At 66.2% G+C, this 26,555-nt stretch carries 20 protein-coding genes, 5 tRNA genes and 1 pseudogene; 14 read left to right on the forward strand and 12 right to left on the reverse strand.

Annotation, left to right across the window (positions count from 1 at the left end; translation table 11 throughout):
- Positions 1-52 precede the first annotated feature (52 nt).
- The 4 genes from CXB49_RS12730 to CXB49_RS12745 all read left to right on the forward strand — a co-directional run bounded on the left by CXB49_RS12730 (position 53) and on the right by CXB49_RS12745 (position 3,755).
- The gene (locus tag CXB49_RS12730; protein WP_101708749.1) at positions 53-1,240 is read left to right on the forward strand and encodes a NupC/NupG family nucleoside CNT transporter; all 1,188 of its coding nucleotides are present in this window, start codon (positions 53-55) and stop codon (positions 1,238-1,240) included.
- Between the two features lie 103 nt (positions 1,241-1,343).
- Positions 1,344-1,973 carry a YecA family protein gene (locus CXB49_RS12735; protein ID WP_101708750.1) on the forward strand — a complete coding sequence of 210 codons (630 nt, stop codon included), beginning with the start codon at positions 1,344-1,346 and terminating at the stop codon, positions 1,971-1,973.
- A 137-nt stretch (positions 1,974-2,110) separates the two neighbouring features.
- Positions 2,111-2,941 (forward strand): undecaprenyl-diphosphate phosphatase, encoded by an 831-nt coding sequence (locus CXB49_RS12740; RefSeq protein ID WP_101708751.1) that lies wholly within the window; start codon positions 2,111-2,113, stop codon positions 2,939-2,941.
- Positions 2,942-3,284: 343 nt separating this feature from the next.
- Positions 3,285-3,755, forward strand: a complete 471-nt coding sequence (locus tag CXB49_RS12745) for an NUDIX hydrolase (protein ID WP_101708752.1) — start codon at positions 3,285-3,287, stop codon at positions 3,753-3,755.
- 63 nt (positions 3,756-3,818) lie between these two features.
- On the opposite strand, the gene CXB49_RS12750 is transcribed toward CXB49_RS12745, so the two are convergent.
- The 3 genes from CXB49_RS12750 to folD form a co-directional block, all read right to left on the reverse strand.
- Entirely contained in the window at positions 3,819-4,391 is a 573-nt protein-coding gene (locus CXB49_RS12750) for a hypothetical protein (RefSeq protein WP_101708753.1), read from the reverse strand.
- 7 nt (positions 4,392-4,398) lie between these two features.
- A complete protein-coding gene (gene purU / locus CXB49_RS12755; protein WP_101708754.1) occupies positions 4,399-5,268 on the reverse strand; it encodes a formyltetrahydrofolate deformylase in 870 nt (289 codons plus the stop codon).
- A gap of 189 nt (positions 5,269-5,457) precedes the next feature.
- The gene (folD, locus tag CXB49_RS12760) at positions 5,458-6,309 is read right to left on the reverse strand and encodes a bifunctional methylenetetrahydrofolate dehydrogenase/methenyltetrahydrofolate cyclohydrolase FolD (RefSeq protein ID WP_101708755.1); all 852 of its coding nucleotides are present in this window, start codon (positions 6,307-6,309) and stop codon (positions 5,458-5,460) included.
- Positions 6,310-6,535: 226 nt separating this feature from the next.
- Here folD and CXB49_RS12765 point away from each other — a divergent pair.
- From CXB49_RS12765 to CXB49_RS12790, 6 genes are all read left to right on the forward strand, one after another.
- Positions 6,536-6,612 (forward strand) — tRNA-Pro (locus CXB49_RS12765).
- 18 nt (positions 6,613-6,630) lie between these two features.
- Positions 6,631-6,707, forward strand: a tRNA-Arg gene (locus CXB49_RS12770).
- A 28-nt stretch (positions 6,708-6,735) separates the two neighbouring features.
- Positions 6,736-6,811: transfer RNA gene (locus CXB49_RS12775), tRNA-His, on the forward strand.
- Positions 6,812-6,860: 49 nt separating this feature from the next.
- Positions 6,861-6,936, forward strand: a tRNA-His gene (locus CXB49_RS12780).
- Between the two features lie 50 nt (positions 6,937-6,986).
- Positions 6,987-7,062 (forward strand) — tRNA-His (locus CXB49_RS12785).
- 165 nt (positions 7,063-7,227) lie between these two features.
- Positions 7,228-7,902 carry a GntR family transcriptional regulator gene (locus CXB49_RS12790; protein WP_101708756.1) on the forward strand — a complete coding sequence of 225 codons (675 nt, stop codon included), beginning with the start codon at positions 7,228-7,230 and terminating at the stop codon, positions 7,900-7,902.
- Here the strand turns inward: CXB49_RS12790 and CXB49_RS12795 are convergent.
- Entirely contained in the window at positions 7,896-8,801 is a 906-nt protein-coding gene (locus CXB49_RS12795; protein ID WP_199406681.1) for a LysR family transcriptional regulator, read from the reverse strand. The genes CXB49_RS12790 and CXB49_RS12795 overlap by 7 nt on opposite strands.
- A 101-nt stretch (positions 8,802-8,902) precedes the next feature.
- Here CXB49_RS12795 and CXB49_RS12800 point away from each other — a divergent pair, with 101 nt between their 5' ends.
- On the forward strand, positions 8,903-9,742 hold the full coding sequence (locus tag CXB49_RS12800; RefSeq protein WP_101708757.1) for a pirin family protein: 840 nt from the start codon (positions 8,903-8,905) through the stop codon (positions 9,740-9,742).
- On the opposite strand, the gene CXB49_RS12805 is transcribed toward CXB49_RS12800, so the two are convergent.
- The 5 genes from CXB49_RS12805 to CXB49_RS12825 all read right to left on the reverse strand — a co-directional run bounded on the left by CXB49_RS12805 (position 9,721) and on the right by CXB49_RS12825 (position 19,518).
- The gene (locus CXB49_RS12805) at positions 9,721-10,089 is read right to left on the reverse strand and encodes a response regulator (protein ID WP_158300817.1); all 369 of its coding nucleotides are present in this window, start codon (positions 10,087-10,089) and stop codon (positions 9,721-9,723) included. The genes CXB49_RS12800 and CXB49_RS12805 overlap by 22 nt on opposite strands.
- A 138-nt stretch (positions 10,090-10,227) precedes the next feature.
- Positions 10,228-15,027: a hemagglutinin repeat-containing protein gene (locus tag CXB49_RS12810; protein WP_158300818.1), complete on the reverse strand. Its 4,800-nt coding sequence runs from the start codon at positions 15,025-15,027 to the stop codon at positions 10,228-10,230.
- Between the two features lie 163 nt (positions 15,028-15,190).
- Positions 15,191-16,858, reverse strand: coding sequence for a ShlB/FhaC/HecB family hemolysin secretion/activation protein (locus CXB49_RS12815; protein WP_101708760.1), 1,668 nt, complete (start codon positions 16,856-16,858; stop codon positions 15,191-15,193).
- Between the two features lie 161 nt (positions 16,859-17,019).
- Complete coding sequence (alr, locus tag CXB49_RS12820) at positions 17,020-18,090, reverse strand: alanine racemase (RefSeq protein ID WP_101708761.1); 1,071 nt, start codon at positions 18,088-18,090, stop codon at positions 17,020-17,022.
- Between the two features lie 3 nt (positions 18,091-18,093).
- Positions 18,094-19,518 carry a D-amino acid dehydrogenase gene (locus tag CXB49_RS12825; protein ID WP_369826579.1) on the reverse strand — a complete coding sequence of 475 codons (1,425 nt, stop codon included), beginning with the start codon at positions 19,516-19,518 and terminating at the stop codon, positions 18,094-18,096.
- 22 nt (positions 19,519-19,540) lie between these two features.
- Between CXB49_RS12825 and CXB49_RS12830 the strand changes: the two genes are divergently transcribed.
- Complete coding sequence (locus tag CXB49_RS12830; RefSeq protein WP_101708763.1) at positions 19,541-20,029, forward strand: winged helix-turn-helix transcriptional regulator; 489 nt, start codon at positions 19,541-19,543, stop codon at positions 20,027-20,029.
- Positions 20,030-20,221: 192 nt separating this feature from the next.
- Positions 20,222-20,422 (forward strand): annotated as a pseudogene (locus CXB49_RS12835) (methyl-accepting chemotaxis protein); the annotation flags it as partial.
- 53 nt (positions 20,423-20,475) lie between these two features.
- On the opposite strand, the gene CXB49_RS12840 reads toward CXB49_RS12835, so the two are convergent.
- On the reverse strand, positions 20,476-23,601 hold the full coding sequence (locus CXB49_RS12840) for a M12 family metallo-peptidase (RefSeq protein WP_158300820.1): 3,126 nt from the start codon (positions 23,599-23,601) through the stop codon (positions 20,476-20,478).
- A 417-nt stretch (positions 23,602-24,018) separates the two neighbouring features.
- On the opposite strand from CXB49_RS12840, the gene CXB49_RS12845 reads away from it, so the two are divergent.
- Entirely contained in the window at positions 24,019-24,486 is a 468-nt protein-coding gene (locus CXB49_RS12845; protein ID WP_101708765.1) for a YbaK/EbsC family protein, read from the forward strand.
- Between the two features lie 13 nt (positions 24,487-24,499).
- On the opposite strand, the gene CXB49_RS12850 is transcribed toward CXB49_RS12845, so the two are convergent.
- Both CXB49_RS12850 and CXB49_RS12855 read right to left on the reverse strand, forming a co-directional pair.
- Complete coding sequence (locus tag CXB49_RS12850; RefSeq protein ID WP_101708766.1) at positions 24,500-25,777, reverse strand: flagellar assembly protein T N-terminal domain-containing protein; 1,278 nt, start codon at positions 25,775-25,777, stop codon at positions 24,500-24,502.
- The gene (locus tag CXB49_RS12855; RefSeq protein ID WP_101708767.1) at positions 25,778-26,506 is read right to left on the reverse strand and encodes an LPP20 family lipoprotein; all 729 of its coding nucleotides are present in this window, start codon (positions 26,504-26,506) and stop codon (positions 25,778-25,780) included.
- Positions 26,507-26,555: the final 49 nt, after the last annotated feature.

Consider the following 26,555-nt stretch of genomic DNA (forward strand, 5'->3'; position numbering starts at 1 on the left):
CTTGCTCGATACCTGCTTCGGCGGGAAGAAACCCTAAAGCGACATTCAAATCATGCATATCGTCCAATTCCTGATCGGCCTAGTCGTGGTACTGGCCCTCACCCAGCTGGTCTCCCGCGACCGGAAGAACATCAAGATCCGCTCGGTCATCCAGTTGCTGGTCGTCGAGATCGCGCTGGCTTTCTTCCTGCTGAACACCACTTATGGCCTGGCCATCGTCGGCAGCATCTCCGGCGTCTTCACCAAGCTGATGGATTTCGCCGGCGAAGGCACCAAGTTCGCCTTCGGCGGCATCCAGAACAAGGATGAGTTCAGCTTCTTCCTGAACGTGCTGATGCCCATCGTGTTCATCTCGGTGCTGATCGGCATCCTGCAGCACATCCGCGTGCTGCCGGTGGTGATCCGCGCGGTCGGCTTCGTGCTGTCCAAGGTCAGCGGCATGGGCAAGATCGAGTCGTTCAACGCGATCAGCTCGATGATGGTCGGCCAGTCCGAGAACTTCATCGCCTACAAGAACATCATCCACACCTTCGACGAGAAGCGCATGTACACGTTGGCCGCCACCGCGATGTCCACCGTGTCGATGTCCATCGTCGGCTCCTACATGCAGATGATAGAGCCCCGCTTCGTCGTCACCGCGCTGGTGCTGAACCTGTTCAGCACCTTCGTCGTGCTGTCGCTGATCAACCCCTACGACAGCGCGCTGGGCGAGGACGAGCTGATCAGCAACGAAGGCCACCGCGTGTCCTTCTTCGAGATGCTGGGCGAATACATCCTGACCGGCTTCAAGATCGCCGTGATCGTCGCCGCGATGCTGGTCGGCTTCATCGCGCTGATCGCCTGCGTCAACTTCATCTTCACCGCCATCTTCGGCATCAACTTCCAGACCATCCTGGGCTATGTGTTCTGGCCGTTCGCCTGGCTGATGGGCGTGCCGACTCACGAGGCGCTGACCGCCAGCAGCATCATGGCCACCAAACTGGTGACCAACGAGTTCGTCGCGATGCTGGAGTTGAAGAACCAGGCCGCCCACCTGTCGGCCTACACCCGCGGCGTGCTGTCCATCTTCCTGGTGTCCTTCGCCAACTTCAGCTCGATCGGCATCATCGCCGGCGCGGTGAAGGGCCTGGACGAGGAGCGCGGCAACATGGTGTCCCGCTTCGGTCTGAAGCTGGTCTACGGCTCCTCGCTGGTCAGCATCCTGTCGGCGCTGATCGCCGGCCTGGTCCTGGCCTCCTGAGACGGCTCCACCGCCGCACCCGAACCGCCCGCCTTCGCGGGCGGTTTTGTTTTGTCCGCCCCTGCCGCATAATGGCCGCCTGATCCCCAATGGAATGCCTCTCATGCCGCACCAGCCGCTCAGCGAGCAAGACTACCAACGCCTGTCCGCCACCCTCGCCGGCTTCGCCGGCCAGGACTGCATGAATCTGGAGCAGCTGGACGGCTTCTTCGCCGCGCTCCTGGCCGGCCCCGACGCCATCCCGCCGTCCGAGTGCCTGCCCATCATCCTCGGCGGCGCTTTCGACGACGAGGCCGCCTTTCCCAGCGAGAAGTCGCTGGAGCAGTTCGTCTCGCTGCTGCGCGGCCACTGGCAGGACATCGCCGACGCGCTGAAAGGCGGGGAATTCCAGCCGTGGCTGGAGGCGGACGCCGCCGGCGTGGTCCACGGCAACGACTGGTGCGAGGGCTTCGTCGCCGGTATGGAGCTGCTGAACGACGACTGGGGCCTCTTGTTCGAGTCGCCGGAAAATTCCCCGCTGCTGGAACCGGTCATGGCGCTGGGCTTCGAGCGCCATCCCGACGCCGAGATGCGCCCCTTCGTCGAAGCCATCTCCGCCGAGCAGCGCGCCGAATTGCTGGCCGCCATTTCGCCGTCGGTGCACGGCATACACGATTTCTTCGCCGCCATCCGCCGCCAACTGGAACAGGAAGAGCGGGAGCTGGAAAAGAACCCCGACCGCCGCGCGCACTAGGCGTCGGGCCGCGATCGGTTTCCGGCCGGGATCGGACCCGGACGCTGGGCGCCGGTAAACCGGCGGCGGCCCGCGGCGTTAAACAGGCACGCGCGAAGAACAGCGCGGCTCGTTATCTTTCAAGACAGGGGTAAGCCATGAACGCAATCGAAGCCTTGCTGTTTGCCGTGATCCAGGGCATCAGCGAATTGTTCCCGGTCAGCAGCCTGGGCCACGGCGTGCTGATTCCCGACTGGCTGCACTGGTCGATCAACCGCAACAGCCCCGACTTCCTGCCGTTCATGGTGATGCTGCACCTGGGCACCGCCGTCGCGCTGCTGATCTATTTCCGCCGCGACTGGATGGCGCTGATAGGCGGCTGGCTGAAGGCCGGCGGCCGCGCCAGCAATCCCGAGGCGCGCCTGATGTGGCTGGTGATCGCCGGCACGATACCGGCCGGCCTGCTGGGCCTGTTGCTGGAGAAACAGCTGCGCCAGCTATTCACCAGCACCACCGCGGTGCTGGTCTTCCTGGCGCTGAACGGCCTGCTGCTGCTGCTGGGCGACCGCCTGAAGAAGAGAACCGCCTCGCACCCACTGTCCGAGCTGAGCTTCGCCGGCGCGATCAAGATAGGCGCCGGCCAGGCGCTGGCCTTGCTGCCGGGCTTCTCCCGCTCCGGCGCCACGCTGGTAGCCGGCCTGGCCCACGGCCTGGACTACGCCTCGTCGGCCCGCTTCTCCTTCCTGCTGGCCACGCCCATCATCGCCGCCGCCGGCGTGCTGGAAATCCCCAAGCTGGCTCATCACGGCCACGGCTCGGCGCAGTGGGGACTACTGCTGGCCTGCGGCGCGGTGGCCGGCCTGTGCGCCTACGCCAGCACCTGGTTCCTGATGCGCTACTTCAAAAAGACCGAAATCGAATCGCTGCGCCCGTTCGGCTGCTACTGCCTGCTAGTCGGCATCATCGGCTTGCTGGCCAAATTCGTGTAAATAGACTGGACTTGTCCGGACAGTATTATAAAATTGCATTCATAATAGTAATTTTACTTATTGAAATACCGGTCGTGCTTTACTAAGAACCTGTTCACGATCTTTTTTCGAGCGTCTCGGGGCCGTTTTCTGCCGGCGCATGGCTTTGTCAAACGCCCCTTGCAGTGAATGACACTGCGGCGGGCCGCTTTTCGCGCCCTGCACCCGGCAGAGGTGGCCGCTGCCGGAAAAGATCGTGAACAGGTTCTAAAAGCCGCAAGCGCATTGGCAGGATGGCGCAGCCGGTCTCGGAATTGCTGTCGCAGGGGCGTCAGACCCCAATCATAAAAACTTTTTTGGAAGAATGATCGTTTTGGAAGACCGCAAGACTGAGCGCCTGCCCAACGACCTGGCCAGGCGCGCCACCGCCATCATCGAATTGCCGGACGGCGTGCTGGTGACAGCCAGCCGCGGCGGCCGTTACAACCTCCCGGGCGGCAAGGCCAACCGCGGCGAGCTGCGCTCTCAGGCGCTGATCCGCGAAGTGCGCGAGGAGACCGGGTTGCGCATCAACTCGATGCTCTATCTGTTCGATCACATCACCCCGTTCAACGCCCACAAGGTCTACCTGTGCATCGCCCAGGGCCAGCCTAAGCCGCAGAACGAGATCGAGCGGATCGCCCTGGTATCGTCGCCCGATACCGACATGGACCTGTTCGTCGAAGGCCGCGCCATCCTGCGCCGCTACGCCCGCCTGCGCGGCGAGGAAACCGCCAAGGGCGAGGCGCTGCGCGCGCTCCTGGGCCTGGCGCGCTACATCGCCAAGGTGAATTGAGCTTTCGCCGATAAAAAAAGGACATGCCGCGGCATGTCCTTTTTCCCATTGCGCCCCGCGCCGCTATTTCTTGGCCGCGGCGCCCTGCTGCTGCATCATCGCCACCATGTCGGCCGGCAGATCGACCCAACCGGCCTGCTGGGCCGCCGACAAGGTCATCGCCAGCAGCAGCAAGGCCAGCGGCGCGAACAACACCACGCCGGCCAGCACCCTCAGCACCGACACGCCGGACACCTTGACCAGCGCGTTCACCAGCACCACCAGGCCAAGTATCGACAGCAGCACGTCGATGACCTGGGCGGCGTCGCCCGGCAGCCAGCTGGTCAGCGGCTCGAGGAACTGCAAGCCGCTGGCCACCACCACCAGGCCGAACAGCGAACCGCTCAGCTCCCCCTTGCCCAGTTTCAGCCAGAAGGTCATGAAGCGGGTGAACAGCAGCGTTTCCAGCCAGGTGAACAACACCATGAAGCCAATGCGGCCGGCGATGTTGCCGCCCAGCTCGGCGGTGTCGCCGCTGGCGATCAGGCCCAGCGCGGTCAGCAGCAGCGCCGGCTGCCACAGCGGATACTGGTAGGCGGCCAGCGGCTTGACCCGCAACCGCAACAAATCGAGTACGTCGTCGATCAACAAGCGCATGGCGGACTCAATCAAAAACCACGGTTTTGTTGCTGTACGACAGCACGCGGTTGTCCAGATGCCAGCGCACCGCGCGCGACAGCACCACTTTCTCCAGGTCGCGGCCCTTCTGTATCAGGTCCTCTACCGCGTCGCGGTGCGAAATCCGGGTGACTTCCTGCTCGATGATCGGGCCCTCGTCCAGGTCTTCGGTCACGTAGTGGCTGGTGGCGCCGATCAGTTTGACGCCGCGGGCGAAGGCGCGGTGATAGGGCTTGGCGCCGTCGAAGGCCGGCAGGAAGCTGTGGTGGATATTGATCACCCGGTCCGGATAGCGCTCGACGAACTCGCCGGACAGGATCTGCATATAGCGCGCCAGCACGATGAAATCGACGCCGGCCTCCTCCAGCAGGCGGAACTGCTCGGCCTCGGCCTCGGCCTCGGCCTTGTTGTCCTTGCCTACCTTGATCACATGGAAGGGGATGTCGTTGAACTCCGCCAGTCGGCGGCAGGTTTCATGATTGGAGATCACCAGCGGGATATCGCATTCCAGCTCGCCGATGCGCCAACGGTGCAATAGGTCGGCCAGGCAGTGTTCGTACTGCGACACGAAGATCGCCATCCGCGGCTTGCGGGCCGACAGCGACACCTTCCAGTTCATGCCGTGCTCGTCCGCAATCGGCTGGAAGGCGGCGGCGAAGCTGTCCATCGGCAGCGTGAAGCCGTTCAGGTCCCATTGCACCCGCATCAGGAACAGGTTCTCGCTGGTGTCCTGATGCTGGTCCGCATGCATGATGTTGGCGTTGTAGGTCATCAGGAAGTTGGCGATGGCCGCCACCAGGCCCTTTTTGTCCGGCGCGCTGATCAGCAGCGTGGCCGAATGCTTCTCGTGAGTCATTTAGCAAATCCGTATTTAGTTTTACGTGATACTAACAGCAGCCGCGCGCCGCTGTCTGCCTTGGCGCCCGCTCAAAGCCTTGAGCATGACGGAGGCAAGGCCCGGCCGCCGAAAATAAAATCGCCACAGCCCGGCGCGGCGGCCGCTGTGGCGAACATGCTTGCGGCCGCCGCTGACGCGGCGCCCGGCTCAGGCGTTCAGATTGGCGGAGTCCAGCGTGTTCTGCAGCAACGTCGCCACCGTCATCGGCCCGACGCCGCCCGGCACCGGCGTGATGAAGCCGGCGCGCTCGCGCGCGATGTCGAACTCCACGTCGCCGCACAGCTTGCCGCTGTCCAGCCGGTTGATGCCGACATCGATGACCACCGCGCCCGGCTTGATCCACTCGCCCTTGACGAAGTTGGGGATGCCCACGCCGACCACGACGATGTCGGCGGCGGCCACCTCGTCGGCCAGATTCCGCGTCGCGCTGTGGCAGACGGTGACGGTGGCGCGCGCCAGCAGCATTTCCAGCGCCTGCGGGCGGCCGACGATGTTGGAGGCGCCGACGATGACCGCCTTCTTGCCCTTGGGATCGATGCCGTATTCTTCCAGTAGCGTCATCACGCCGCGCGGCGTGCACGGCCGCATCAGCGGCATCTTGATCGCCAGCCGGCCGACATTGTAGGGATGGAAGCCGTCGACGTCCTTTTTCGGATTTATGCGTTCGATCACTTCTTGCGGATCGATCTGCGGCGGCAGCGGCAGCTGCACCAGGATGCCGTCTATGCCGTCGTCGGCGTTCAGGTCGTCGATGATCTCCAGCAACTGCTGCTGGCTGGCGGAGGCCGGCAGGTCATAGGCCACCGAGCGGATGCCGGCCTTCTCGCAGGCCTTCTTCTTGCTGCCCACATAAACCGCGGAGGCCGGATTGTCGCCGACCAGCACCACCGCCAGCGCCGGCGCGCGCTTGCCCTGCAGCAGACGCTCGCCCACGCCTTCGCTGACCTTGGTCACCAGCTTCTCCGCCACCGCCTTGCCATCGATCAATTGTGCCGCCATGCCTCAGTCCCACCTTGATGCAATAAATAATGGCCGTCATTTTCTCATTTTTTCCACATGGCGGTAAGCCGAGCGGAAAAGAATATTTTTCTTAAGATCAAGAGAAATAAAGGAAAACTAAAAACAGCGACATTACGCACTGGAAATGTTTGCCCGAACTGGCTGAAATATTTGCTCGCAAACGTTGACAGGGCAAGGCGGCGTCCGTATAGTTGCGCTCTCTGTTCGGGGCGTAGCGCAGCCTGGTAGCGCACCTGATTTGGGATCAGGGGGTCGCGAGTTCGAATCCCGCCGCCCCGACCAGACAACATGCCCGATAGAGCGCCCGTAGCTCAACCGGATAGAGCACCGGCCTTCTAAGCCGGGGGTTACAGGTTCGATTCCTGTCGGGCGCGCCAAAGTTTCTGGCAATGGCAACAAACAGTGGTGGATATAGCTCAGTTGGTAGAGTCCCGGATTGTGATTCCGGTTGTCGTGGGTTCGAGTCCCATTATCCACCCCAAAATTTGCAGCAGTCATGGCCTGGCCGTGACAGCGACCCGCTTACGGCGGTGGATATAGCTCAGTTGGTAGAGTCCCGGATTGTGATTCCGGTTGTCGTGGGTTCGAGTCCCATTATCCACCCCAACAATTTGCAGCAGTCATGGCCTGGCCGTGACGGCAACCCGCTTACGGCGGTGGATATAGCTCAGTTGGTAGAGTCCCGGATTGTGATTCCGGTTGTCGTGGGTTCGAGTCCCATTATCCACCCCAGTATCCCGAAAGCCCGACCTCGCGTCGGGCTTTTTCGCATTTGGCCGGCGACTTACAGATTCGCGACCAAAATGTTCATATTCCGTGCTTGCCTGAATAGTGAAGCTCCGTATAATCGAATACATTTGCATGTATCCGATTGACTGACAGATAACGATACCCACCATGACCACCCTGCAGCCGATCAAGCGCCAGACGCTTACCAGTGCCGTCACCGAATCATTGCGCCGGCGCATTCTGTCCGGCGAATTCGCCGACGGCCAACAATTGCGCCAGGAGGCGCTGTCCAACGAATACGGCGTCAGCCGGGTGCCGGTGCGCGAGGCGCTGCGCCAGCTGGAGGCGGAGGGACTGATCCAGATCATCGATCACAAGGGCGCGCTGGTCTCCAAGCTGTCGCTGGAGGACATCCTGGAATTGCTGGAAGTGCGCGCGCTGCTGGAAGGCTCGCTGCTGAAGGCCGCCATCCCCTGTCAGAGCGCGGCCGATCACGAAGCCGCCGCACAGACCTTGCGCGAATTCGAGACCGCGCTGAACAACAACGACGTGCGCCACTGGGGCGAGATCAACTCCCGCTTCCACCTGGCGCTGTACCGCGCCGCGCGCCGGCCGAACACGCTGGCCCTGATCGAGCAGCTGCACAACAAGACCGACCGCTATACCCGGATGCAGATCCTGTTCACCCGGACCATGGAACGCGCCCACGAAGAGCACACCCGGCTGCTGGAGCTTTGCCGCCAGGGCCGCGCCGAGGAAGCGGCCGAATTCCTGCGCTTCCACATCCTGTCAGCCGGCCATGCGCTGGAAAGCTATCTGAAGGGCCAGCAGGCCAATCACTGAGCGCCGCCGCGCTGCCGCCAGGCGGCCGCCGCGCGCCGCAAGGCCTCGGCCAGATACAGGCAGGCCGGACCGGCCGACGACGGCTCCGCCAATACCAGGTGCAGCGACGCCCTGCGCACCGCTCCGCTCTTCAGCGGCAGCGGCTTCAGGCTGCCGTCGGCCAGCTGGCGGCCAATCCGGTGCCGCGCCAGCCAGCCGAAGGCCAGACCGGCCTCCACCATCGCGATGCCGGTTTCCGGCTGCGATACCGTCCAGCGCTGATGCGCGCCCAGCCAGCCCTCGTCGCGCGGCTGCCTACTGCCGGAATCGCGCAGCACCACCTGCACTTCTCCGCGCAGCTGCTCGCCGTCCAAAGACTCGCCCAGGCCGTGCAAGCGATGATGCGGCGCCGCGCAGGCGATGAACTCGGCATCGAGCAGCCAGTCGCCGAGAAAACCCTGCGGCACCCGCCCGGCCACCGCCAGTTCGGCGTCGCCGCGGTATAAGGCGTCGTCGGCGCCCGACATCACCACCTCGTGCAGCTGCAGCCGCGTCTCTCGACAGTGGCCGGCGAAATCGCCGCAGGCCGCCAGCATCACCTCGGCCGGCAGCAGGCTGTCCAAGGCCACCGTCAGCTCCGGCTCCCAGCCGCGCCCCAGGCTGCCGGCCCGGCGCTCCAGCTGCTCGGCGTGGCGCAGCAGCTCGCCGGCCTCGCGCAGCAGAACCTCGCCCTCGTCGGTCAGCCGCATCCGCCGGCCGTCCGGCCGCAACAGCTCCACACCCAGTTGCTCGCGCAGCCTCGCCACCGCGTAGCTGACCGCGGACTGGCTGCGATGCAGCCGCTCCGCCGCGCGGGCAAAACCGCCCTCCTCCACGATGGCCTGCAATACCTGCCATTGCTCCAGCGTCGTCCTCGGCATTTCAATATCTGATTTTTTGATCAATAACAGCTGAATTTTGCGCTTTTTTATCTGATTTTTCACTGCAAAAATGTGGGCATAGACATGCAAGGAGAAGCGAAATGAGCAATGCCAGCCGCACAGTGGAACAGATCGTCAATGGACGCGAGGTATCGGACGGCGCCGGCGTGCGCCTGCTGCGGGTGCTGAACCAGCCGCAGCAGCGCCGGCTCGACCCCTTCCTGATGCTGGACGAATTCCGTTCCGACAATCCGGACGACTATATCGCCGGCTTCCCCAGCCATCCGCACCGCGGCTTCGAAACCGTGACCTATATGCTGGACGGCCGGATGCGCCACCGCGACAACGCCGGCAACGAGGGCCTGCTCGGCCCGGGCGGCCTGCAATGGATGACCGCCGGCCGCGGCATCGTCCACTCGGAGATTCCCGAGCAGCAGGACGGGTTGATGCACGGCTTCCAACTGTGGATCAACCTGCCCGCCGGCGACAAGATGACGGCGCCGGGCTATCGCGACATCCCGGCGGACGACATTCCGCAGTGGCGCGACGAGGCCGGCAACGCGATCAAGCTGCTGGCCGGCCGCTTCGGCGGCAGGACTGGGCCGGTGGAGCGGCCGCACACCGAACCGCTGTACCTGGACCTGGCGCTGCCGGCCGGCAATGCCGTCTGGCTGCCGCTGCCGGCCGGCCATCAGGCTTTCATCTATCTGTACCAGGGCCGGCTGGATGCCGCCGGCAGCCCGGTGGCGGCGCGGCAGATGGCGGTGCTGGGCAATGACGGCGACGGGGTGGCGCTGATCAACGGCGACGCGGAAAGCCGGCTGCTGTTGCTGGCGGCGAAACCGCTGAACGAGCCCATCGTGCAATGGGGGCCGTTCGTGATGAACAGCCGGGAGCAGATAGAAGAGGCGATGGCGGACTACAGCGAAGGCAGGTTCTGATCGCCGCCCAGGCAGGCGTTTATCGTCTGCCTGAGCTCTTCCAGACGAAAGGGCTTGATCAGCATGCCGTCCATGCCGGCGTCGCGGCAACGCTGTCTATCCTCGGTGAAGGCGCTGGCCGTCATCGCGACGATGCGCGGCTGGCGGGCCAGATCGCTGGCGCGGATCAGCCGCGTCGCCTCCAATCCGCTCATCACCGGCAGCTGCACATCCATCAGGATCAGCCGGTAAGCGCCGACGCGCGCCATCTCCACCGCCTGCAACCCGTCTTCCGCCTGGTCGGCGGCCAATTCCAGCCACTCCAGCATCTGTTCCAGCAGCGCCCGGTTCAGGGGATTGTCTTCCACCAGCAATATGCTGGCTGTCTCGTCCGACGCCATGCCTCCCCCGATATGAAAACGGCGGCGGCGCACTCCCGCCGCCGCCGCCGTCTTTCAGCATAGCCCAAGCGGACGACAGGCCAAGCCTGTCGTCCTTTTCCGCGCTCAGCCTCCCGACTTCACCGCGCCCGCGACGGTCTGGTCCTGGCCGTTGCGCTCGACATGGATCAGCGGCATCTGGCCGGAAGTCACATCCTTGACTGCCTGCTGCACGATGGCCGCCGGCGAACCGTCCAGCTTGACGCCGCCGCTGTCGGACTGGGTATGGGTCTGGATGTCGCTGGCCTCCACCTTGGCGTCGCCCAGGTTCACCTTGCCGCCGCTGGAGGCGATCTGGCCGCCGACCAGCTGCACCTTGCCGCCCACCGCCAGATTGATGCCGCCGTCGCCGTTGATGGCGCTGACGCTGCCCACACTGTTGTCCTTGTTGACGGCCACGTCGATGACACCGGACACCTGGGTGCCCTTGTCCTGCGGATTCAACAACTTGTCCTTCAGCGTGGCGCCGGCCTGCTGGCGTGCGCCGTCGATCAGGCCCGGCTTGGCGTCGCCGGCCGGCTGGGCGCCCTGCAGCTTGTCGGCCGCGGCGTTGATCGCCTCAGTCGCCTTGTCCTTCGCCGCACCCGCCAGCGGGCCGGCCAGGCCGGCGGCCTGATCGACGACGCTGGGGTTCTTGGCGTCGGAACGGCTGACGTTCAGGCCCACCTCCACATGGCTGCCGTTGTTGCGGTCCTGCTGGCTTTGCACGACGATATTGCCGCCGACGCTGCCGTCCACCTTGCCGCCGTTGATGTCGGCGCCGGCCAGCGTCAGCTGGCCGTCGGCCTTGACATTGACCTGGCCGGCCTTGACCACGGCGTTGGCATTGGCGAGCTTGTCCTGCTGGTCCACCTTGACGTCGAAGCCGCCACCCGCCTGGTAGGTCTTGCTGGCGCCGTCGGCCTTGGCCTGGCCGCTCGCGTCCTTGGCCACGCTGCTGTTGGCGCCGCCGCCCAGATTGGCGCTGGCGCTCCAGTCATTGCGCTGGCTGCCGTTCTGCGCCGACTGCAGATTGACGCCGCCGTTGTCGGCCGTCAGCTCCACCGTCTTGCCGGACAGCTGGCTGCCTTGCAGCGACACGGCCTTGTCGCCGGTGGCGCCGGCGCTAACGCTCAGCGCGCCGCCCGCCGTCGCCTGGGTGCCGGCCTGCGTGACACTGGACTCGTTCTGGCTGGACAGCTGGACGCCGCCGCCCACGTTGAAGCCCTGGCCGGACGCGTCCTTGCCCTTGCTGTTGCTGCCGCCGGCATTGACGTTGAAGCCCCAGCCGTTGCCGGTCTTGCTGTCGCTGCCGGTGGCGGCCTGCAGGCTGACCTTGCCGTCGGACTGCAGCTTGACGTCGCCGCCGCTGGAGAGGCTGCCGCCCTGCACGGTCAGGCCGTTGCCGGACGTCAGCGCGATGCCGCCGGCCGCCTGCACCGAACCGGTCGCCGCCTGGCTGGAGGCGGTCTGGCCCTGCTGGCTGTTCACCGCCAGATTGCCGCTGCCGCCGAGCTTGCTGCCGCCGTCGATCGGGCTGGTGCTGACGCCGACGCCAACCGACACGCCGACATTGCGCTGCTGGCTGCTGGCGGTGTTGTCGGCCTGGCTCAGGCTCAGCTTGCCGCCGGCCTGCACATTGGCCTGGCCGCCGCCGCCGTTGATGTTCACGCCCTGGTAGGACGCGTCGTTGTTGATCTGCACGCTGACGCCGCCGGTCGACAGGATGGAACCGGTCCCCGCGGTGCTGGACGCGCTCTGGCCGCTGACATAGCTGCCCTGGCCGCTGCCCTTGACGTTGACGTCCTGGCCGGTGGTCGTATAGACGCGCACGGTGGCGCTGCCTTCGCTGGCCTGGCTGCTCTGGCTCTGGGTATTGGCCGCCGCCGTCATTTGCTGGCTGTCGGCGCTGATGCTGACCGCGCCCTGGGTGGCCTGGTACTGGGTCGCCTGGTCCTTCAACGCGCCGCCGGCGGCCACATTGACCGAGGCGCCCGCGATGCTGGTGACCTGCGCCGTGCTGCTCTGGCTCTGCGATTTGGCGCTGCCACCGGTCGCGGCGATGTCCACGCCCAGATTGGCCGCGCCCAGGTTCGCCGCCTGAGCGGCCGCGCCGGACACATTGCCGCTGGCCACGCTGGTCCCGGCGTTGACGACCGGGCGGGTCAGGCCGCTGTAGTCGACATTGGCGCCGACGTCCACGCCCCAGTGGCTGCTGGTCTGCTGAGTGGACTGCTGGCTGATCGCCGCCTGGTTGCTGATATCGCCGGCGGCGATGCTGACCGCGCCGCTCGCCTGGATCTGGCTGCCCTGGTTCTGCACGCTGCCCATGCCGTTGCCGGCGGTGATGTCCAGCTTGCCGCCGGCCTTGACCGCGCTGGCCTGGGCGACGCTGCCGTCGACGACGATGCGGTTGCCGGTCTGGCCGAACTCGACGCCGGCGCCGGTCTTGTCCAGGCCGCCGGTCAGATACAGGCCGCCGCCGCTGACGGTGCCGGCCTTGTCGCTGTGGCTGGTGGCCTGCGCCGCGTTCAGGCTGACGTTCTGGCCGGACAGGCTGGCGTCGCCGCCGCTTTCCAGCTTGGAACCGCTCAGCGTCAGATCGTTGCCGGCCGCCAGCTTGACGCTGCCGCCGGCCAGTTGCGAGCCGGTCTGGCTCGTCTGGTCCAGCTGCTGCTCGGTGCTGCTGTGCTCCAGCCGCACGCCGCCGCGGTATTGCTTGTCGCCGGTCTCGGCGCCGACGCCGCGCAGCGCCAACTGGGTGTCGCTGGACTGGCTGTGCGTTTCCGCCGCCTGGCTGGCCACCTTGATGTCGCCGACCGCCTGGATGTTCAGCGCCTGCGCCGCCTTGAGCAGGCTGCCGGTCACCGCCACGTCGCCGGCGGAGATCAGTTGCAGGTCGGCGTCGGACTTCAGCGCCGAGCCGACCGCGGTCTGTTGGCTGCTGCTGCCCTTGCTGGAACTGCTGGTGATGTTGAAGGCGGTGCCGCTGCGCTGATCGATGCGGGTCTGGCTCAGATCCAGCGCGCTGTCGATGACGACGCCGCCGGACTGGGTCTTGGCGTAGGCGCCTTGCGTACCCTTGGCCTGGCTGCCGTTGATCGCGATGCCGGCGTCGCCGTTGATGAACAGCTTGCCGCCGGCGTTGACCGCGCTGCCGGTGTTGACGGTGGCGCTGCTGCTGTTGTTCTGGTTGCCGCCGCCGCCGATGCCGCCCCAATAGGTCTTGCCGTTCTGCGTGCTGCTGCCGTTGGCGCTGGTCTGCGCGGCCAGCATGGTCTTGCCCTGCGACGACAGGATGGCGTCGCCGCCGGCTTGCAGCACGGCGGCCTGGGCGTTGATGTCGCCGCTGGCGGTCACGCCCAGCGCGTTGCCGGCGCGCAGTTGAGCCTGCACCAGGCGCTGCTGGCTGCTGCTGTTGTTCCAGCTGCCGGTTTCCAGCGCCGCGCCATCGTTCTTGCGATTGCCGACGTCGCTGCTGGTATCGGTTTCGCTCAGCGCCGACAGCTGGACGCCGCCGGTGGCGCCCAGCTTCAGATTGTTGCCGGCCTGCACGCTGGCGCCGGCGACGGCGATGTCGCCGCCGGTCGCGACGACGGTCGCGTCGTGGCCGGCCTTGATCCGCGCCACCGACTGCTGCTGGGTCGTGCTGCTCTGTTCCTGGTTGTACGCCCAGGAATTCTTCCAGGCGTGGTCGCTGCTGCTGCTGCCGCTTTGCGCCAGCTGGCCGTCCAGATTGACGCTGGCGCCGGACAGCTGCACGTCCTGGCCCTGAATGTCGGCGGCGCCGACATGGGCGTTGCCGCTGGCGCTGACCGTCACGTTGTCGCCCTGCAGCGACGCGCGCTTGACGCTGGCCTCGGTCTTGCTGGACGTGCTGTTGCTCTCGCCGGTCTTCCAGATGAACCAGCTTTCGTCGTGCTTGCTGTCCTTGCCGGTCTCGCTGTCCACCCGGCCGGAAATGTCCACGCTGGCGCCGCTCAGCGCCAGCTGCTTGCCCTTCAGCTGGGCGGCCTGCACCGACAAGGCGCCGGCCGAGCCGACGGTCAGTTCGTCGCCGCCGGCCAGATTGCCGCCGACATTGACGCCGGCGCCGGCCGCGGTGCTGACGATATTGATCCGGCCCGCCTGCATCGCGCCGAGGAAATAGCTGTCCAGCTTGCCGACGCCATCCGGCGTCCTGGCGGTGGCCGTCACCTGGCCGCCGGCGTAGTCGACGGTATTGAAGCCGGCGCGGACGCGGATGGCGTCGGCGGCGGAGACATTGGCGCGCACGTCCAGCCGCGGCGCGATCAGGTCCAGCACATTGACGCCGGAAGCGCCGCCGCCGGAAATGCTCAGCGCGTTGCCGTTATTGGCGGCCTGCAGCGAGGCGATGGCGCCGTCCTGCAGATTGGCCGTGCCCACCAGCAGCGAGGCGCGGGGGGTATTGATGAAGCCGCACCCGTCGCAGGCGATGCCGTTCGGGTTGGCCAGCACGTAGTCGGCGGCCTTGCCGAACACTTCCTGCTTGCCCAAGAGCAGCGAGGGATTGCGGCTGACCACCTCGTTCAGGATCACGCTGGCCTGGTTGCCGCCGAGCTGGGCGTTGGCGCCGAGCTGGCCCGCCAGTTGCGACTGGCCGGCCTGCAGCGCGTTGTTGAACACCGCGCCGGGCTTGCCGACGTTGAAATCCTGGTACTGGTTGACCGACACGCCGGCCGCCGTCGGCGCGACGATGTTGATCACCTGGGCGCCGTTGCCGGCGGTGGAAATCTGCGGCTGCGCGCCGCTGCCGCCGGCGGCCGAGATGCCGCCCGCCGAAACCGCCTCAGCCACCACGAAAGCCAGCGTCAGCGCCGCGGCCACCCTGCCCGTCGTCGACAGGCCGAACCTTGTTTTTCTCATCATCATTGCCCTCGAATCCAACATCGTGCGCCGCGTTTATCGGTCGCGGCCTATTCAAACAATTGTTTGATTTGGAATCTAAGGCTTTTTTTAAATCAATTCAATTGAAATGCTTTTTTACAATGATGTGAATTTTATTTTCGTTTCATTTACAACACAGCACTCACCACTGCCAGTTCAACCGGGCGAACAGGATGTGGCCCTCCGGGACCCAGCCCGACGGCTGGCGCAGCGGCCGGCTGTAATCCAGGTCCAGCGTCAGGCCCCCGCGCGCCAGCGCGACGCCGACATCGGCGCCGGCGATGTCCTGCCAGGTTTCGCCGCCGCCGCGCATCAGCGCGCGGCCGCCGTCCAGCCCCAGCCGCGGCGTCACGCTGAAACCGCCGTATTGCAGACGCTTCGACAGCGTGTTGCGCCAGTACCAGCCGGTTTCCGCCGCCAGCGAATTATTGCGGAAGCCGCGCACCGCGCTGCCGTCGGCGATATCCAGCTGCTCGACGCCCGGCAGCGGATCGCGGCTGGCCTGGCCGGCCAGCGAACTTTGCAACTGGTACGGCCCTCCGGGCAAGCGCAGCGCGCCGTACCAGCTGACGCCTAGCTTGAGCTTGAGGAACTGCGGATTGGGCAGGCCGGGGAAACGGCCGTCCTGCGCGTCGGCGCCCAGCCAGCGGGTGCCGCGCTGCAGGCTGCCGTCCAGCTGCAACAGCCCCCCAGGCAGGATCAACATCTGCGACAGCCCGCCCTCCAGCACCGTCAGGCTGGGGCTGCTGATCGCCAGTTGGGCATCCTGGAAATAGTTTCGCACCCGCTTTTGCGTCAGCTGCAGCTCGGCGCTGAGGATATGGCCCTGGTCGCGCGCCAGCACCCTGTCCAGCCTCACGCCGCCCTGGGCGGTATCGCCGGACAATTCGATCGTGCCGAACGGCAGCCGCTGCGGATTCAGGTAGTCGGCCCGGCTGGCGAAAGCGCTGAAAGTCCAGTAGCCGTAAGGCAGCGAGTAGAACAGCGACTCGCTGCGGCTGTGGCGCAGCGACGGCTTGTCGGTGGTGGTCTGCGCCGACAGGCTGAGAAAATCGGACCAGCCGGCGGCATTGTCCCAGTTCAGGCTGGCGCCGGCCTGGGTCCGACCGGTGCCGGCGCGTCCGGCATTGTCCAGCGACAAGGCGCCGGAAAAGCGCGAATCCGGTTGATTGTGCAGTTGCAGGACGGACTCGCCGGTCGCTTCGCCGGGCAGCACGTCCACCGTGACGTGGTTGGAGCGCAGCCGATTGGCCTGGTCCAGGCCCTGGTCCAGGTCGCGGACATTCAGCGGCGCGCCCGTCATGCCGGGAAACAGGTTGCCGGGCCGCGGCGCGGCGGCGTCGGCGCCGATCGCCGCCACCCTGCCCTCCTCCACCTGCAGCGTCAGCACGCCGCGCGCGTCCGGCCCGCGGGCCAGCACCCGCGCCGCGATATAGCCGCGGCTCAGATATAGCGCGGTCAAGGCGCGGCTGAAGCGGTTCAGCTCGGCCACGTCCAGACAATCGCCGCGGGGCAGGCCCAGCGCCGCCACCTCGCCGCGGCTCAGCAGCGTGATGCCGGCCAATCGCAGGCCGGCGACCGGCAGGCAGGCCTCGCCGGACAGCGGCGGCGGCGCCTCGACGGGCGCGGCGCTGGGACCGCTCTCGATCTGGCGCAGCTTCTGCTGGCGGATCAACTCGTCGAAACGCCGGTCGCTGTCCTGCAACTGGCGGCGGGCGTCACCGCCCAACAGGTCCGGCGACGGCGGCTCGGCCAGGCTATGCTGCGCCAGCGACAGCGCCGCCATTGCCGCTATGGGAAAATATTTCATCGTTGTTCTATCGCGCAGCGCGTCTGCCGACCATCGGCGGATTGAGTCAATAAGCGCGGCAGATTAAAGCACATTTGAATATGCCGGCCCAAGTCCCGTCGCCGCGGGCAAAACAAAAGCCCGGCGATGCCGGGCCTGTACTTAGCCGCGCGAACCCGCGCTCAGCGGTAGTGGAAATGCGCGCGCTTGACGTTGCACAGCAGTTCGTAGCCTATGGTGCCGGCATGCGCCGCCACCTCGTTGACCGATACCGCCTCGCCCCACAGCTCCACCTCGCTGCCGACGCCGGCCTGGGGCAGGTCGGTCAGGTCCACCGTCAGCATGTCCATCGACACCCGGCCGATCAAGCGCGAGCGATGGCCATCGATCAGCACCGGACTGCCGGTGGACGCGCGGCGCGGATAGCCGTCGGCATAGCCGCAGGCCACCAGGCCGACCCGGGTCGGGCGCTCGGTGACGAAGTTGTCGCCGTAGCCTATCGGCTCGCCGGCGGCCAGCTCGCGCACGCCGAACACCTTGCTGGAAAAACGCATCACCGGACGCAGCGCCTCGCCCTGCCCGCAACCGGCCGGCAGCGGCGTCACGCCGTACAGCGCGATGCCGACGCGGCCCCAGTTGCGCTGCGCGCGCGGATGGCACAGGATGCCGGCCGAGTTGGCGACCGACTCGTCGCCGGCCGGCAGGCCCTTCACCGCGGCGTCGAAAGTCTCCAGCTGGGCGAAGGTCATCGGGACCTCAGGCTCGTCGGCGCGGGCGAAATGGGTCATCTTGGTGATGCTGCCCACCTTGCCGCTGGCCTCCAGCCTGTGCCAGGCCGCATGGTAGTTTTCCGGCAGAAAGCCCTCGCGGTGCATGCCGGAATCCAGCATCAGCCAGACATTGAACGGGCGGGACGGATTCGCCCGCTCCACCATGCGCAGCTGTTCCTCGCTGGCCACGGCCATCCACAGGCCGTGCTGGTCCACCGCCTCCAGCTCCTCGGCCTCGAACACGCCCTCCAGCAACAGGATGGGCTTGGCGATGCCGGCGGCGCGCAGCTCCAGCGCCTCCTCCAGGCAGGCGACGGCGAAACCGTCGGCGATGTCGGCCAACGCCAGCCCGCAGCGCGCCGCGCCGTGGCCGTAGCCGTTGGCCTTCAGCACCGCCAGCGTCTTGTCGCCGTGGGCGGCGCGCGCCAGCTGATAGTTGTGGCGCAGATGATCCAGCCGTATCGTCGCGATCAACGGACGCATGCTTCAGGCCCCTTGCACCGCCGGGCGGATCACCGGCACCACCAGGGTTTCGCCTTGTTTGGCGTAGCGCTGCATCGACAAGCCGTCGACGCTGATTTCCGGCTTGACGCCGGTGATCAGGTCGGCCAGCACCTTGCCGGAGCCGGCGCACATGGTCCAGCCCAGTGTGCCGTGGCCGGTGTTCAGCGACAGATTGGCGAAGCGGGTGCCGCCGACGATGGGGGTGCCGTCCGGCGTCATCGGGCGCAGGCCGGTCCAGAACGAGGCCGCCGGAATGTCGCCGCCGTTCGGGTACAGATCGCCGACCACCATTTCCAGCGTTTCGCGACGGCGCGGGTTCAAGCCCAGATTGTAGCCGGACAGCTCGGCCATGCCGCCTACGCGGATGCGGTCGTCGAAACGGGTGATCGCCACCTTGTAGGTCTCGTCCAGAATCGTCGAGGTCGGCGCGCCGGCCGGGTTGGTGATCGGCACCGTCAGCGAGTAGCCCTTGACCGGGTAGACCGGGATGTCCACGCCCAGCGTCTTCAGCAGATCGCGCGAGTAGCTGCCCATCGCCACCACATAGTGGTCGGCGCGCAGCGTTTCGTCGCCGACGCGGACGCCGGTGACGCGCTTGCCGTCGCTTTCTATCGCGTCGACGCTGACGCCGAAGCGGAATTCGACGCCCTTCGCGCGCGCCAGCTCGGCCAGGCGGCTGGTGAACAGATTGCAGTCGCCGGTTTCATCATTGGGCAGCTGCAGGCCGCCGGCCAGCTTGTGCTTGACCGCGGCCAGCGCCGGCTCGACGCGGGCGCAGCCGTCCGGGTCCAGCACATTGAAATCGACGCCGCACTCGCGCAGCACGGCGATGTCCTTGGCCATGCCCTCCACCTGGGCCTGGCTGCGCAGCAACTGCAGCGTGCCGCCCTGGCGGCCCTCATATTCAAGGCCGGTCTCGGCGCGCAACTCCTTGATCTTGTCGCGGCTGTATTCGGCCAGTCGCATCATGCGGCCCTTATTGACGGCATAGGCCTTCTCGTTGCAGTTGGCCAGCATTTTGGCGATCCACTGCAGCTGGTACAGGCTGCCGTCCGGCGTGATGGCCAGCGGCGCGTGGCGCTGGAACATCCACTTCAGCCCTTTCAACGGAATGCCGGGCGCGGCCCACGGCGCCGAGTAGCCCGGCGAGATCTGGCCGGCGTTGCCGAAACTGGTTTCCAGCGCCACGCCGTCCTGACGTTCCAGCACCGTCACCTGGCAGCCCGCCTTGGCCAGATACCACGCGGTGGACACGCCCAGAACGCCGCCACCCAGCACGATTACCTTCATGATTCCGTCTCCGTTGGTAGCCTTGTCGCTACAGCTAGTGAATTCCGCCAGTATATTCATTGATCTATGGTTTTTTTCACTGAAATTGACGAGAATCAAAAGATTGATCCAATAAATTTATTACCAAGACAGTGAAAACATGAAGACAATCACCACCACCGGAAAAGCGCTGGACAAGATGGATCGCAAGATCCTGCGCATCCTGCAGAAAAACGCCCGCATCGCGATGACCGAACTGGCCGAAAAAGTCGGCCTGTCCACCACCCCGTGCACCGAGCGGGTACGCCGGATGGAGCGCGACGGCATCATCGAAGGCTATTACGCCCGGCTGAATCCGCAGGCGCTGGGCGGCGCGCTGCTGGTCTTCGTCGAGATCAAGCTGGAAGCCAAGTCCGGCAATATCTTCGACGCCTTCCGCCGCGAAATCATGAGCATCCCGGAAATCCTGGAATGCCATCTGGTGTCCGGCGACTTCGACTATCTGATCAAGGCGCGCATCGCCGACATGTCGATGTACCGCAAGCTGCTGGGCGACATCCTGCTGCAACTGCCGTCGGCCAAGGAGTCGAAAAGCTATGTGGTGATGGAGGAGGTCAAGGAGACCTTGCAGCTGCCGCTATCGGACTGAGCGAGGCGAGCCATCGGAAATCGCCCGGCGACATAACAAAAATTTCATCAAAGTCGTACTGGCGCAGCTTGTCTTTACAAAAAAAGCCATTACTTTATTCACAATTAATGAAAAGCTAAGCAACACCTCGGCATCGCCCGGTCAGGCCAACACCCGCGGCAGCGGCAAAGCCGCGAGCACACCCAAGCGAGGATGCAAATGTTTGGCCAGATCATCGGCGTGATCAAGGACATCGCCGACCAGACCAATCTATTGGCGCTGAACGCGGCGATAGAGGCGGCGCGGGCCGGCGAGGCCGGCCGCGGCTTCGCCGTGGTGGCCTACGAGGTGCGCAAACTGGCGGAACGCACCACCAAGGCCACCCAGCAAATCGGCGAGATGATCCACGCCATCGCGAAAAAGCCCCGCGCCGCGGGGCTTCGCCGTTTGCCCGGCCAATGAAGACGCTACGGCTCGACAGTGATCCGGCAGGTCTGCAGTATCGGCTCGATCTTCGCATGCGCCGCATGCACCGTCAGCCAAGCCTCCCCGACCGCCGTCGCCGGCGTCAGCGGAACCAGGACGCCGCCGATATCGCCCGAGCGGCTCTCGGCTTGCAGCTTGATGCCGGTGCCGCCCGCTTCCAGCGTGAAATGCACCGGGACGTTCCCGGTCAGCGCGCCATCGTCGATGACATGCGCCCTCACCCGGACAGCGTCTCCGATCTTCAACGTCAGATGATCCTGCGTCAGTTGCAGATTTCTCTCCGCCACCGCCCGGATCGCGAAGCGAACCGGCTCGAACGCCGCCGCCGTGCTGGCGGTGACGACGGCCTCGCCCGGATGCCGGATCGCGCCGTTCAACTGGACGCCGGCCTCCCCCTTTTCGTCGCTGACGCTTTGCGAGACGGACAATCCCAAGCCGGTCTGAGCCGCCCTTATCGCAAAATCGACCTTGACGCCCGCCGCCGGCTTGCCGAACTCATGCACCCGGACCCGCAACGGCGCCGGCGCGTCGCCGCCGAACAGATGCTGCCGATCGCCGCTTACCGCCTCCAGCCGCTGCGACTTGACCTGCAGGACGCAGGTTTGCAGTATCGGCTCGATCTTCGCATGCGCCGCGCGTATGGCGAGCCTGGCCTCCCCGCTCGCCGTCGCCGGGCTCATCGGGACCGGGACCCTGCCATGCGCGTCGCTGACGCCGCTCTCGGCTTGCAGCCGCAGGCCGGTGCCACCCGGCTCCAGCGCGAAATGGACCGTCACCTTCTCGGCCGGGCGATTGTCGTCGATGACAGCCGCCCGCAGCTGGACAGGCTCTCCGACCTTCAGAATCAACTGATTGTCAGACAATTGCAGAACCCTCTCCCCCACCACCCGGATCGTGAACCGGGCAGCCTTGGACGCCCCGGCGGCGCTCGCCGAGACGGTGGCCACCCCGGCGTTGCGGGCCTCGCCGGTCAAACGGAGGCTGGCCTCTCCGCCGACGTTGCTCAGCGATTGCCCGGCGGGCAGCCCCAAGCCGGTCTTGCCGTCTTCAATCGCGAAATCGACCTTTACCCCCTCGCCCGCCGGCTTGCCCAGATCGCGCACCTGGACCGTCAGGGGAAGCGGCGCCTCCCCGTTGAACAGATGCTGATCATTTCCGCCGACGATGGCGATGAAACGCCTGGCTATCGTCATGTCGAAGCGAACGGCGACGGTCGATGCCGGCAAGCTCGCGCCGACCTTGACCGCGCCCGCCTCGGGGCCGGTCCGCAGCGTGATTTGCGCATACCCGTCGGCATTGCTCCTGACCTGGGAACCGCCTTCCAGCGTGGTTCCCCCCGGGGCCTCGAGCAAGGTGAACGTGATCCATTGGTCAGGCAACAGCTTCAGGCTTTCCTTGTCGAACACGCGCACCGCCAGCGTCTGGCTGCCATTGGCCTCCAGCATGTCGATCGCCGTGTCCTTCTCCAGGGTCCGGGTATCCTTCAGCCGGGCTTCGAGGCGATGGCGCCGCTCCATGCACAAGTAGACGGAGGACGCGTCGCCGACCGCCTGTCCATCCAACTCCCAGCGGTCCAGCGCCAGGCCGGGCGCCAGCGGACTCAGCGTCGCCCGGACGTCGCTTCCGGGCGGATACGCCGGTCCGGGCGGCGTCAGCCGGATCCGCCCCCCCGCCTCCGCCGGCAACAGCGCCGTCTCCAGCTCGCACCACTGGTCGCCATCGACGAACTCCGCCTGCAGCGCATGCGCCTTGTCCATCGTGATCATGATCTCCGGGGCGGCGCCGGCGTTCTCGCCGTCCAGTAACCAGCGGGAAAAGCGGTAACCGACGCGCGGCGCGGCGGCCAGCCTGACCACGCTGCCTTTCTGATACGGGCCGAGCGTCCCGGGCATGATCACACCGGCTATTCGCGGATGGATGGACAAAACCAGCGCGAGCAGTTCATCGGCCGGCGCGGCCTCTCCCCGGTAGCGCGCGACGACCCGCGTGCTGAGCCGGAAGAAACGCGCCGCGTCGGCCGCGTCGGGCTGGCCGATCGGAACGCCCAATGCCTTGCCGTTCCAGCTGCGGTCCGCCGCGGAATAGGCCGGCACATAGGAAAACAGCCCCTGCTCGTAGCCCATGATGGTGACAAACGATTTATCGGCCGGCACATAGCCCCGCACATAATCGTATTGAGGATCCAGCGGCCCGCGCACCGGCTGGGTCAGCCTGTCATGCTTGCCGCCCAGCAAATGCCCGAACTCATGGGCGAAGGTGTAGGCGCTGTCGCTCTCCCCGACGACCATCGCGAAGCTCGCATGCCTCAAATCCGATGCATCGAGCCGCGGCGGCTCGGGAATATTGGCCGCCTTGCCCGCCACATAGCCCAGATTTCTGTCCAGCTTGATCTGATCGGTCAACAGCGCGACCACCGATGCCCTGGCCTGGTCCCGCGCCTCGGATACCGCCTTCCACAGCGCGCTGTTCGGCGTGCCGCTGACCGCCGTCAGCAGCGCCTCCGGCTCCACCCGCGGCAATGCCGGCAATTCCCGCACGACGATTTCGACGCGCGCATCGATCCCGCTGTGGTGGAAGGCCTCGTTGGTCTGCGCCCTGGCCACCGCCATCACCGCCTCGACGGCCGCCGCGCCCCGCGCTTCCCCGACTTCGATGCCTGTCGGGTACAAGGCCAGGATGCGGATCACCGCGGTCTCGGGCGCCTGGTCGGCCAACTCGATATCCGGATGCGGCGCCGCCGCGCCGGGCCCCTCGTCCCGATACAACGGGTCGCCGCAGCGGGCCAGCGGCTTGCGGACGCGCGCGATGCGCACCTTGCCGTCGGCCGCCGGGCCGATCGCGTAATGGCGTCCGTTCGACATCACCCAGCCGGCGACCATCGGCGCGGCGTCGCCCGACCGTCCCAGGCCGATGGCCGACAAATAGCCGCGCACGCCGGGCATGCCCGGCAGCGCGCCGCGCCACACCACGCCATCGTCCCCCACCGGCTCGATCAACGTCGTCCTCAGGCGCAGCACCTGGTCGTCGAACAGGTTCAGCGTCAGCGCCTCACCGTCCCCGGACGGAAAAAGCGCCGCGCGCAAAGCCTCGATATCCAGCCCGGCCACCCGGACATCGTGATCGGAATGCGAATCGCCGGCATGCAGGAAGACCGGCTTGCTTGCTAATGAAACCATGACCTCGCCCCTAGAAGAGTATGGCAGAGCGGCTGCGGGGCCACGGCGTCGAAGCCGCTCTTCGCGCGATGGCGCGGGCGGCGGATTCGCGGCTGACAATGCTTTCCTCGACCGGGCGTGACGATTTGTGCGAATCGACCACGCTCCTCGCCTATGGTCCCGGCGCCGGCGTGAAATGGACCGGCACGCGCTCTACGGGACGCTTATCGTCACCGAGCCGCGCCTCCGGCCTGCCGGCCCTTTCGACTCTTCGGAGCAATCCTAGCCCCGCTCAGGACCCGGCCTTCGATCTGGCGCCCTTGGTTCGCATCGGGAATAATGGAGGCTCCCCACTCGCGAAAGACGACCATGAGCCTGGAATCGGTCCGCCAGTTCTTCGCCAGCCGCCGGCTGGAGATCGCCATCATCGAACTGGACGTCAGCACCGCCACCGTCGCGGAGGCCGCGGCCGCCCACGGCGTCGAACCGGGGCGCATCGCCAAGACGCTGGCCTTTCGTCTAGCCGACGGCCGCGACGTGATCCTGGTGGCGCGCGGCGACGCCCGCATCGACAACCGCAAGTTCAAGGATGCTTTCGGCAAGGGCAAGATGCTGCCGCCCGAGGAGGTCGAGGCGATCACCGGCCATCCGGTCGGCGGCGTCTGCCCCTTCGGTCTGGCGCGCGAACTGCCGGTCTATCTGGACCAGTCCATCCGGACTTTCGACGAAGTGCTGCCGGCCGCCGGCGCGGTGCACAGCGCGGTGCGCATCAGCCCGGCGCAGCTGGGGGAGGTCACCGCCGGCGAATGGGTGGACGTCTGCCAGGCCTTCGGCTGAGACGCCCGGCGCCTCAACGGCTGTTGGGCACGAAGCGGACGTAGTCGCCCTCGCGCACCGGCTGCCGATTGCTCTGCACGACGGCTATCGAGAAGTTCGGCTGCACCTGGACCAGCGAGATGTCGCCGTTCAGGCTTTCCGGCACCCCCAGGTCCAGGCTGGTGATCAGGTCCCGCACCGGCTGGCCCGACGAGCGCTTGTACAGCAGCAGCTTGTCGCCGACCGCCATGCCGTCCAGCAGGCCGGCGTTGATGTAGACGCGCTTGCCCTCCAGCCGCACCACGCGGGCCGAGAACGGAATGCAGGAAATGACGTCGTCGACGCGCTGCGCGGCCTGATCCATCAGGCGGTTCACCAGCTTGCCATAATCGGTTTCCCAGAAGGCGGTCGAGGCGAAGGGCTTGGGCAACTTGGGCACCACCTCGCCGTTGGCCTCGCCGCTGACGCGCTCGTTGGCCAGCAACGAGCCGGTCAGGCCGTCGTAGATCCACAATTCCATGTCGAACTGGCGCCGGGTAGGCGCGTACTTGACGCCGCCGCCGAACATGCCGGAGAACGGCCCATTGTAGATCGCGCTCTGCAAACTGGTGTTGTTGGACTCGTAGATCGACGGGCGAGTGTTCTTGTCGGTGACCGAGGTGGACAGCACCCGTCCGGCCACAACGAATTGCACGCCCTCGCGCAAGCCCAGCTGGCTGGCGACGTCGCGGCCGGCCGACGGCTCGGAGACGCGGCTGTCGGCCAGCACCGAGATGGTGTCGGCGTCCCGCACCAGCAGCATCGGATTGCGCGACAGCCGGCGCGACAGCTCGGTCGGCAAGCCGGTCGCCAGACTGCTCAGATCGGACGCCTCGGCCGGGCGATCGACGTTGAAATAGGTGGTGACCAGCCTGCGCCTCAGCGAGCGCCCCGGCGGCATCGCGCAGGCCGGATCGCGGCTGCGGGCCGGCTCGGCGGCCGGATTGCCGGTATCGACCGAGATCTGCACATGGTAGAGACTGCCCTGCCGGTACTCCTTCAGCACCTTGACCGTGCCTTGCACCGGACCGGAGGCGGTCAGCGTGCCGGATTCGCCGGCACCGCCGTTTTCCAGCACCTGCGCCGACTCGATCCGGGCGCCCTTGCGGATCGCCAGCAACTTCAAGGCATCGCGTATCGCCATGTCCCGCGCCGCCACCACGCCGTTGTCCAGCGGCGCCACGCCCTCGGCGTTCAGGACTTCGGCGCCGGCCGGGCCGCTGAAAACCAATGCCGCCGCAAGCGCGGCGGCAATCGCGGAGAAACGCCCCATTTACTGGTTCACGTAGAAATTGCTGCTGTAGCGCGACGACGGCGCGGCCGCCGGCGTCATGACCGGCGCGGTCGACGGCACCACGCGGGTGGCGCCGCAATTGCCCTCCGGACACAGCGCGCCGGAGGTGCCCACATCCTTGGAGGCCTGCATCACGCTGCCGGTCTTGTCCAGCGTGTTGCGGAACTGGCGGTAGAACTCCTGATCCAGCGTGATCTCCGCCACCGCCTCGCTGGTGCCGTCCGGCTTCATGCTGGTGGAGACGATGGTGACGCCGCGCAGATAGGCGTCCACATAGGTGCGGAAACTATCGTTGTTGGCGATCATGTTCGACACCGAGCTGTTGCCGACCAGCTTCATGCCCTGCACCTGTTCGGCGATCGCGCGAAAGGCGTCAAGCCGCGCCGCCCGCATCGCCAGCAGCTTGCGCTGCGACGGCGTCAGGCTGTTGGTGTACGGCGCGGCGCCGGTCCCGGTGACGCGGACGATGATGGGCTGGAACGGACTGACTTCCTTGACCACCACCCTGACCTCCTGGCCCTCGCCGACGCTGCCGTCCTCGCCGGAGCCGACATAGCCGACGCCGGACGGCGTCATGCCCGCGTCCTTCGCCGGCATCGGCGCCATCGGAGTCATCGCCGGCCTCGGCGGCGCCGCGGTGGTGCAGGCCGACAGGGCGGCCATCAGGACCAGGGGGAGAAGACGGGGCAGGCAGCGGGCTGTTTTCATGGCGATTACCGATAGATATTGATCGAATGGTATGAACCATTCAGCGGGC

It is taken from the genome of Chromobacterium sp. ATCC 53434 (assembly GCF_002848345.1).
GTDB lineage: Bacteria > Pseudomonadota > Gammaproteobacteria > Burkholderiales > Chromobacteriaceae > Chromobacterium.

Coding starts and splice junctions, on each gene's coding strand:
- alr (WP_101708761.1), bottom strand. CDS start 18,090: ATGCGTCCGTTGATCGCGACGATACGGCTGGATCATCTGCGCCACAAC.
- CXB49_RS12845 (WP_101708765.1), top strand. CDS start 24,019: ATGAGCCTGGAATCGGTCCGCCAGTTCTTCGCCAGCCGCCGGCTGGAG.
- CXB49_RS12815 (WP_101708760.1), bottom strand. CDS start 16,858: ATGAAATATTTTCCCATAGCGGCAATGGCGGCGCTGTCGCTGGCGCAG.
- CXB49_RS12790 (WP_101708756.1), top strand. CDS start 7,228: ATGACCACCCTGCAGCCGATCAAGCGCCAGACGCTTACCAGTGCCGTC.
- folD (WP_101708755.1), bottom strand. CDS start 6,309: ATGGCGGCACAATTGATCGATGGCAAGGCGGTGGCGGAGAAGCTGGTG.
- CXB49_RS12730 (WP_101708749.1), top strand. CDS start 53: ATGCATATCGTCCAATTCCTGATCGGCCTAGTCGTGGTACTGGCCCTC.
- CXB49_RS12740 (WP_101708751.1), top strand. CDS start 2,111: ATGAACGCAATCGAAGCCTTGCTGTTTGCCGTGATCCAGGGCATCAGC.
- CXB49_RS12810 (WP_158300818.1), bottom strand. CDS start 15,027: ATGAGAAAAACAAGGTTCGGCCTGTCGACGACGGGCAGGGTGGCCGCG.
- purU (WP_101708754.1), bottom strand. CDS start 5,268: ATGACTCACGAGAAGCATTCGGCCACGCTGCTGATCAGCGCGCCGGAC.
- CXB49_RS12750 (WP_101708753.1), bottom strand. CDS start 4,391: ATGCGCTTGTTGATCGACGACGTACTCGATTTGTTGCGGTTGCGGGTC.
- CXB49_RS12800 (WP_101708757.1), top strand. CDS start 8,903: ATGAGCAATGCCAGCCGCACAGTGGAACAGATCGTCAATGGACGCGAG.
- CXB49_RS12850 (WP_101708766.1), bottom strand. CDS start 25,777: ATGGGGCGTTTCTCCGCGATTGCCGCCGCGCTTGCGGCGGCATTGGTT.
- CXB49_RS12795 (WP_199406681.1), bottom strand. CDS start 8,801: ATGCCGAGGACGACGCTGGAGCAATGGCAGGTATTGCAGGCCATCGTG.
- CXB49_RS12735 (WP_101708750.1), top strand. CDS start 1,344: ATGCCGCACCAGCCGCTCAGCGAGCAAGACTACCAACGCCTGTCCGCC.
- CXB49_RS12830 (WP_101708763.1), top strand. CDS start 19,541: ATGAAGACAATCACCACCACCGGAAAAGCGCTGGACAAGATGGATCGC.
- CXB49_RS12745 (WP_101708752.1), top strand. CDS start 3,285: ATGATCGTTTTGGAAGACCGCAAGACTGAGCGCCTGCCCAACGACCTG.
- CXB49_RS12855 (WP_101708767.1), bottom strand. CDS start 26,506: ATGAAAACAGCCCGCTGCCTGCCCCGTCTTCTCCCCCTGGTCCTGATG.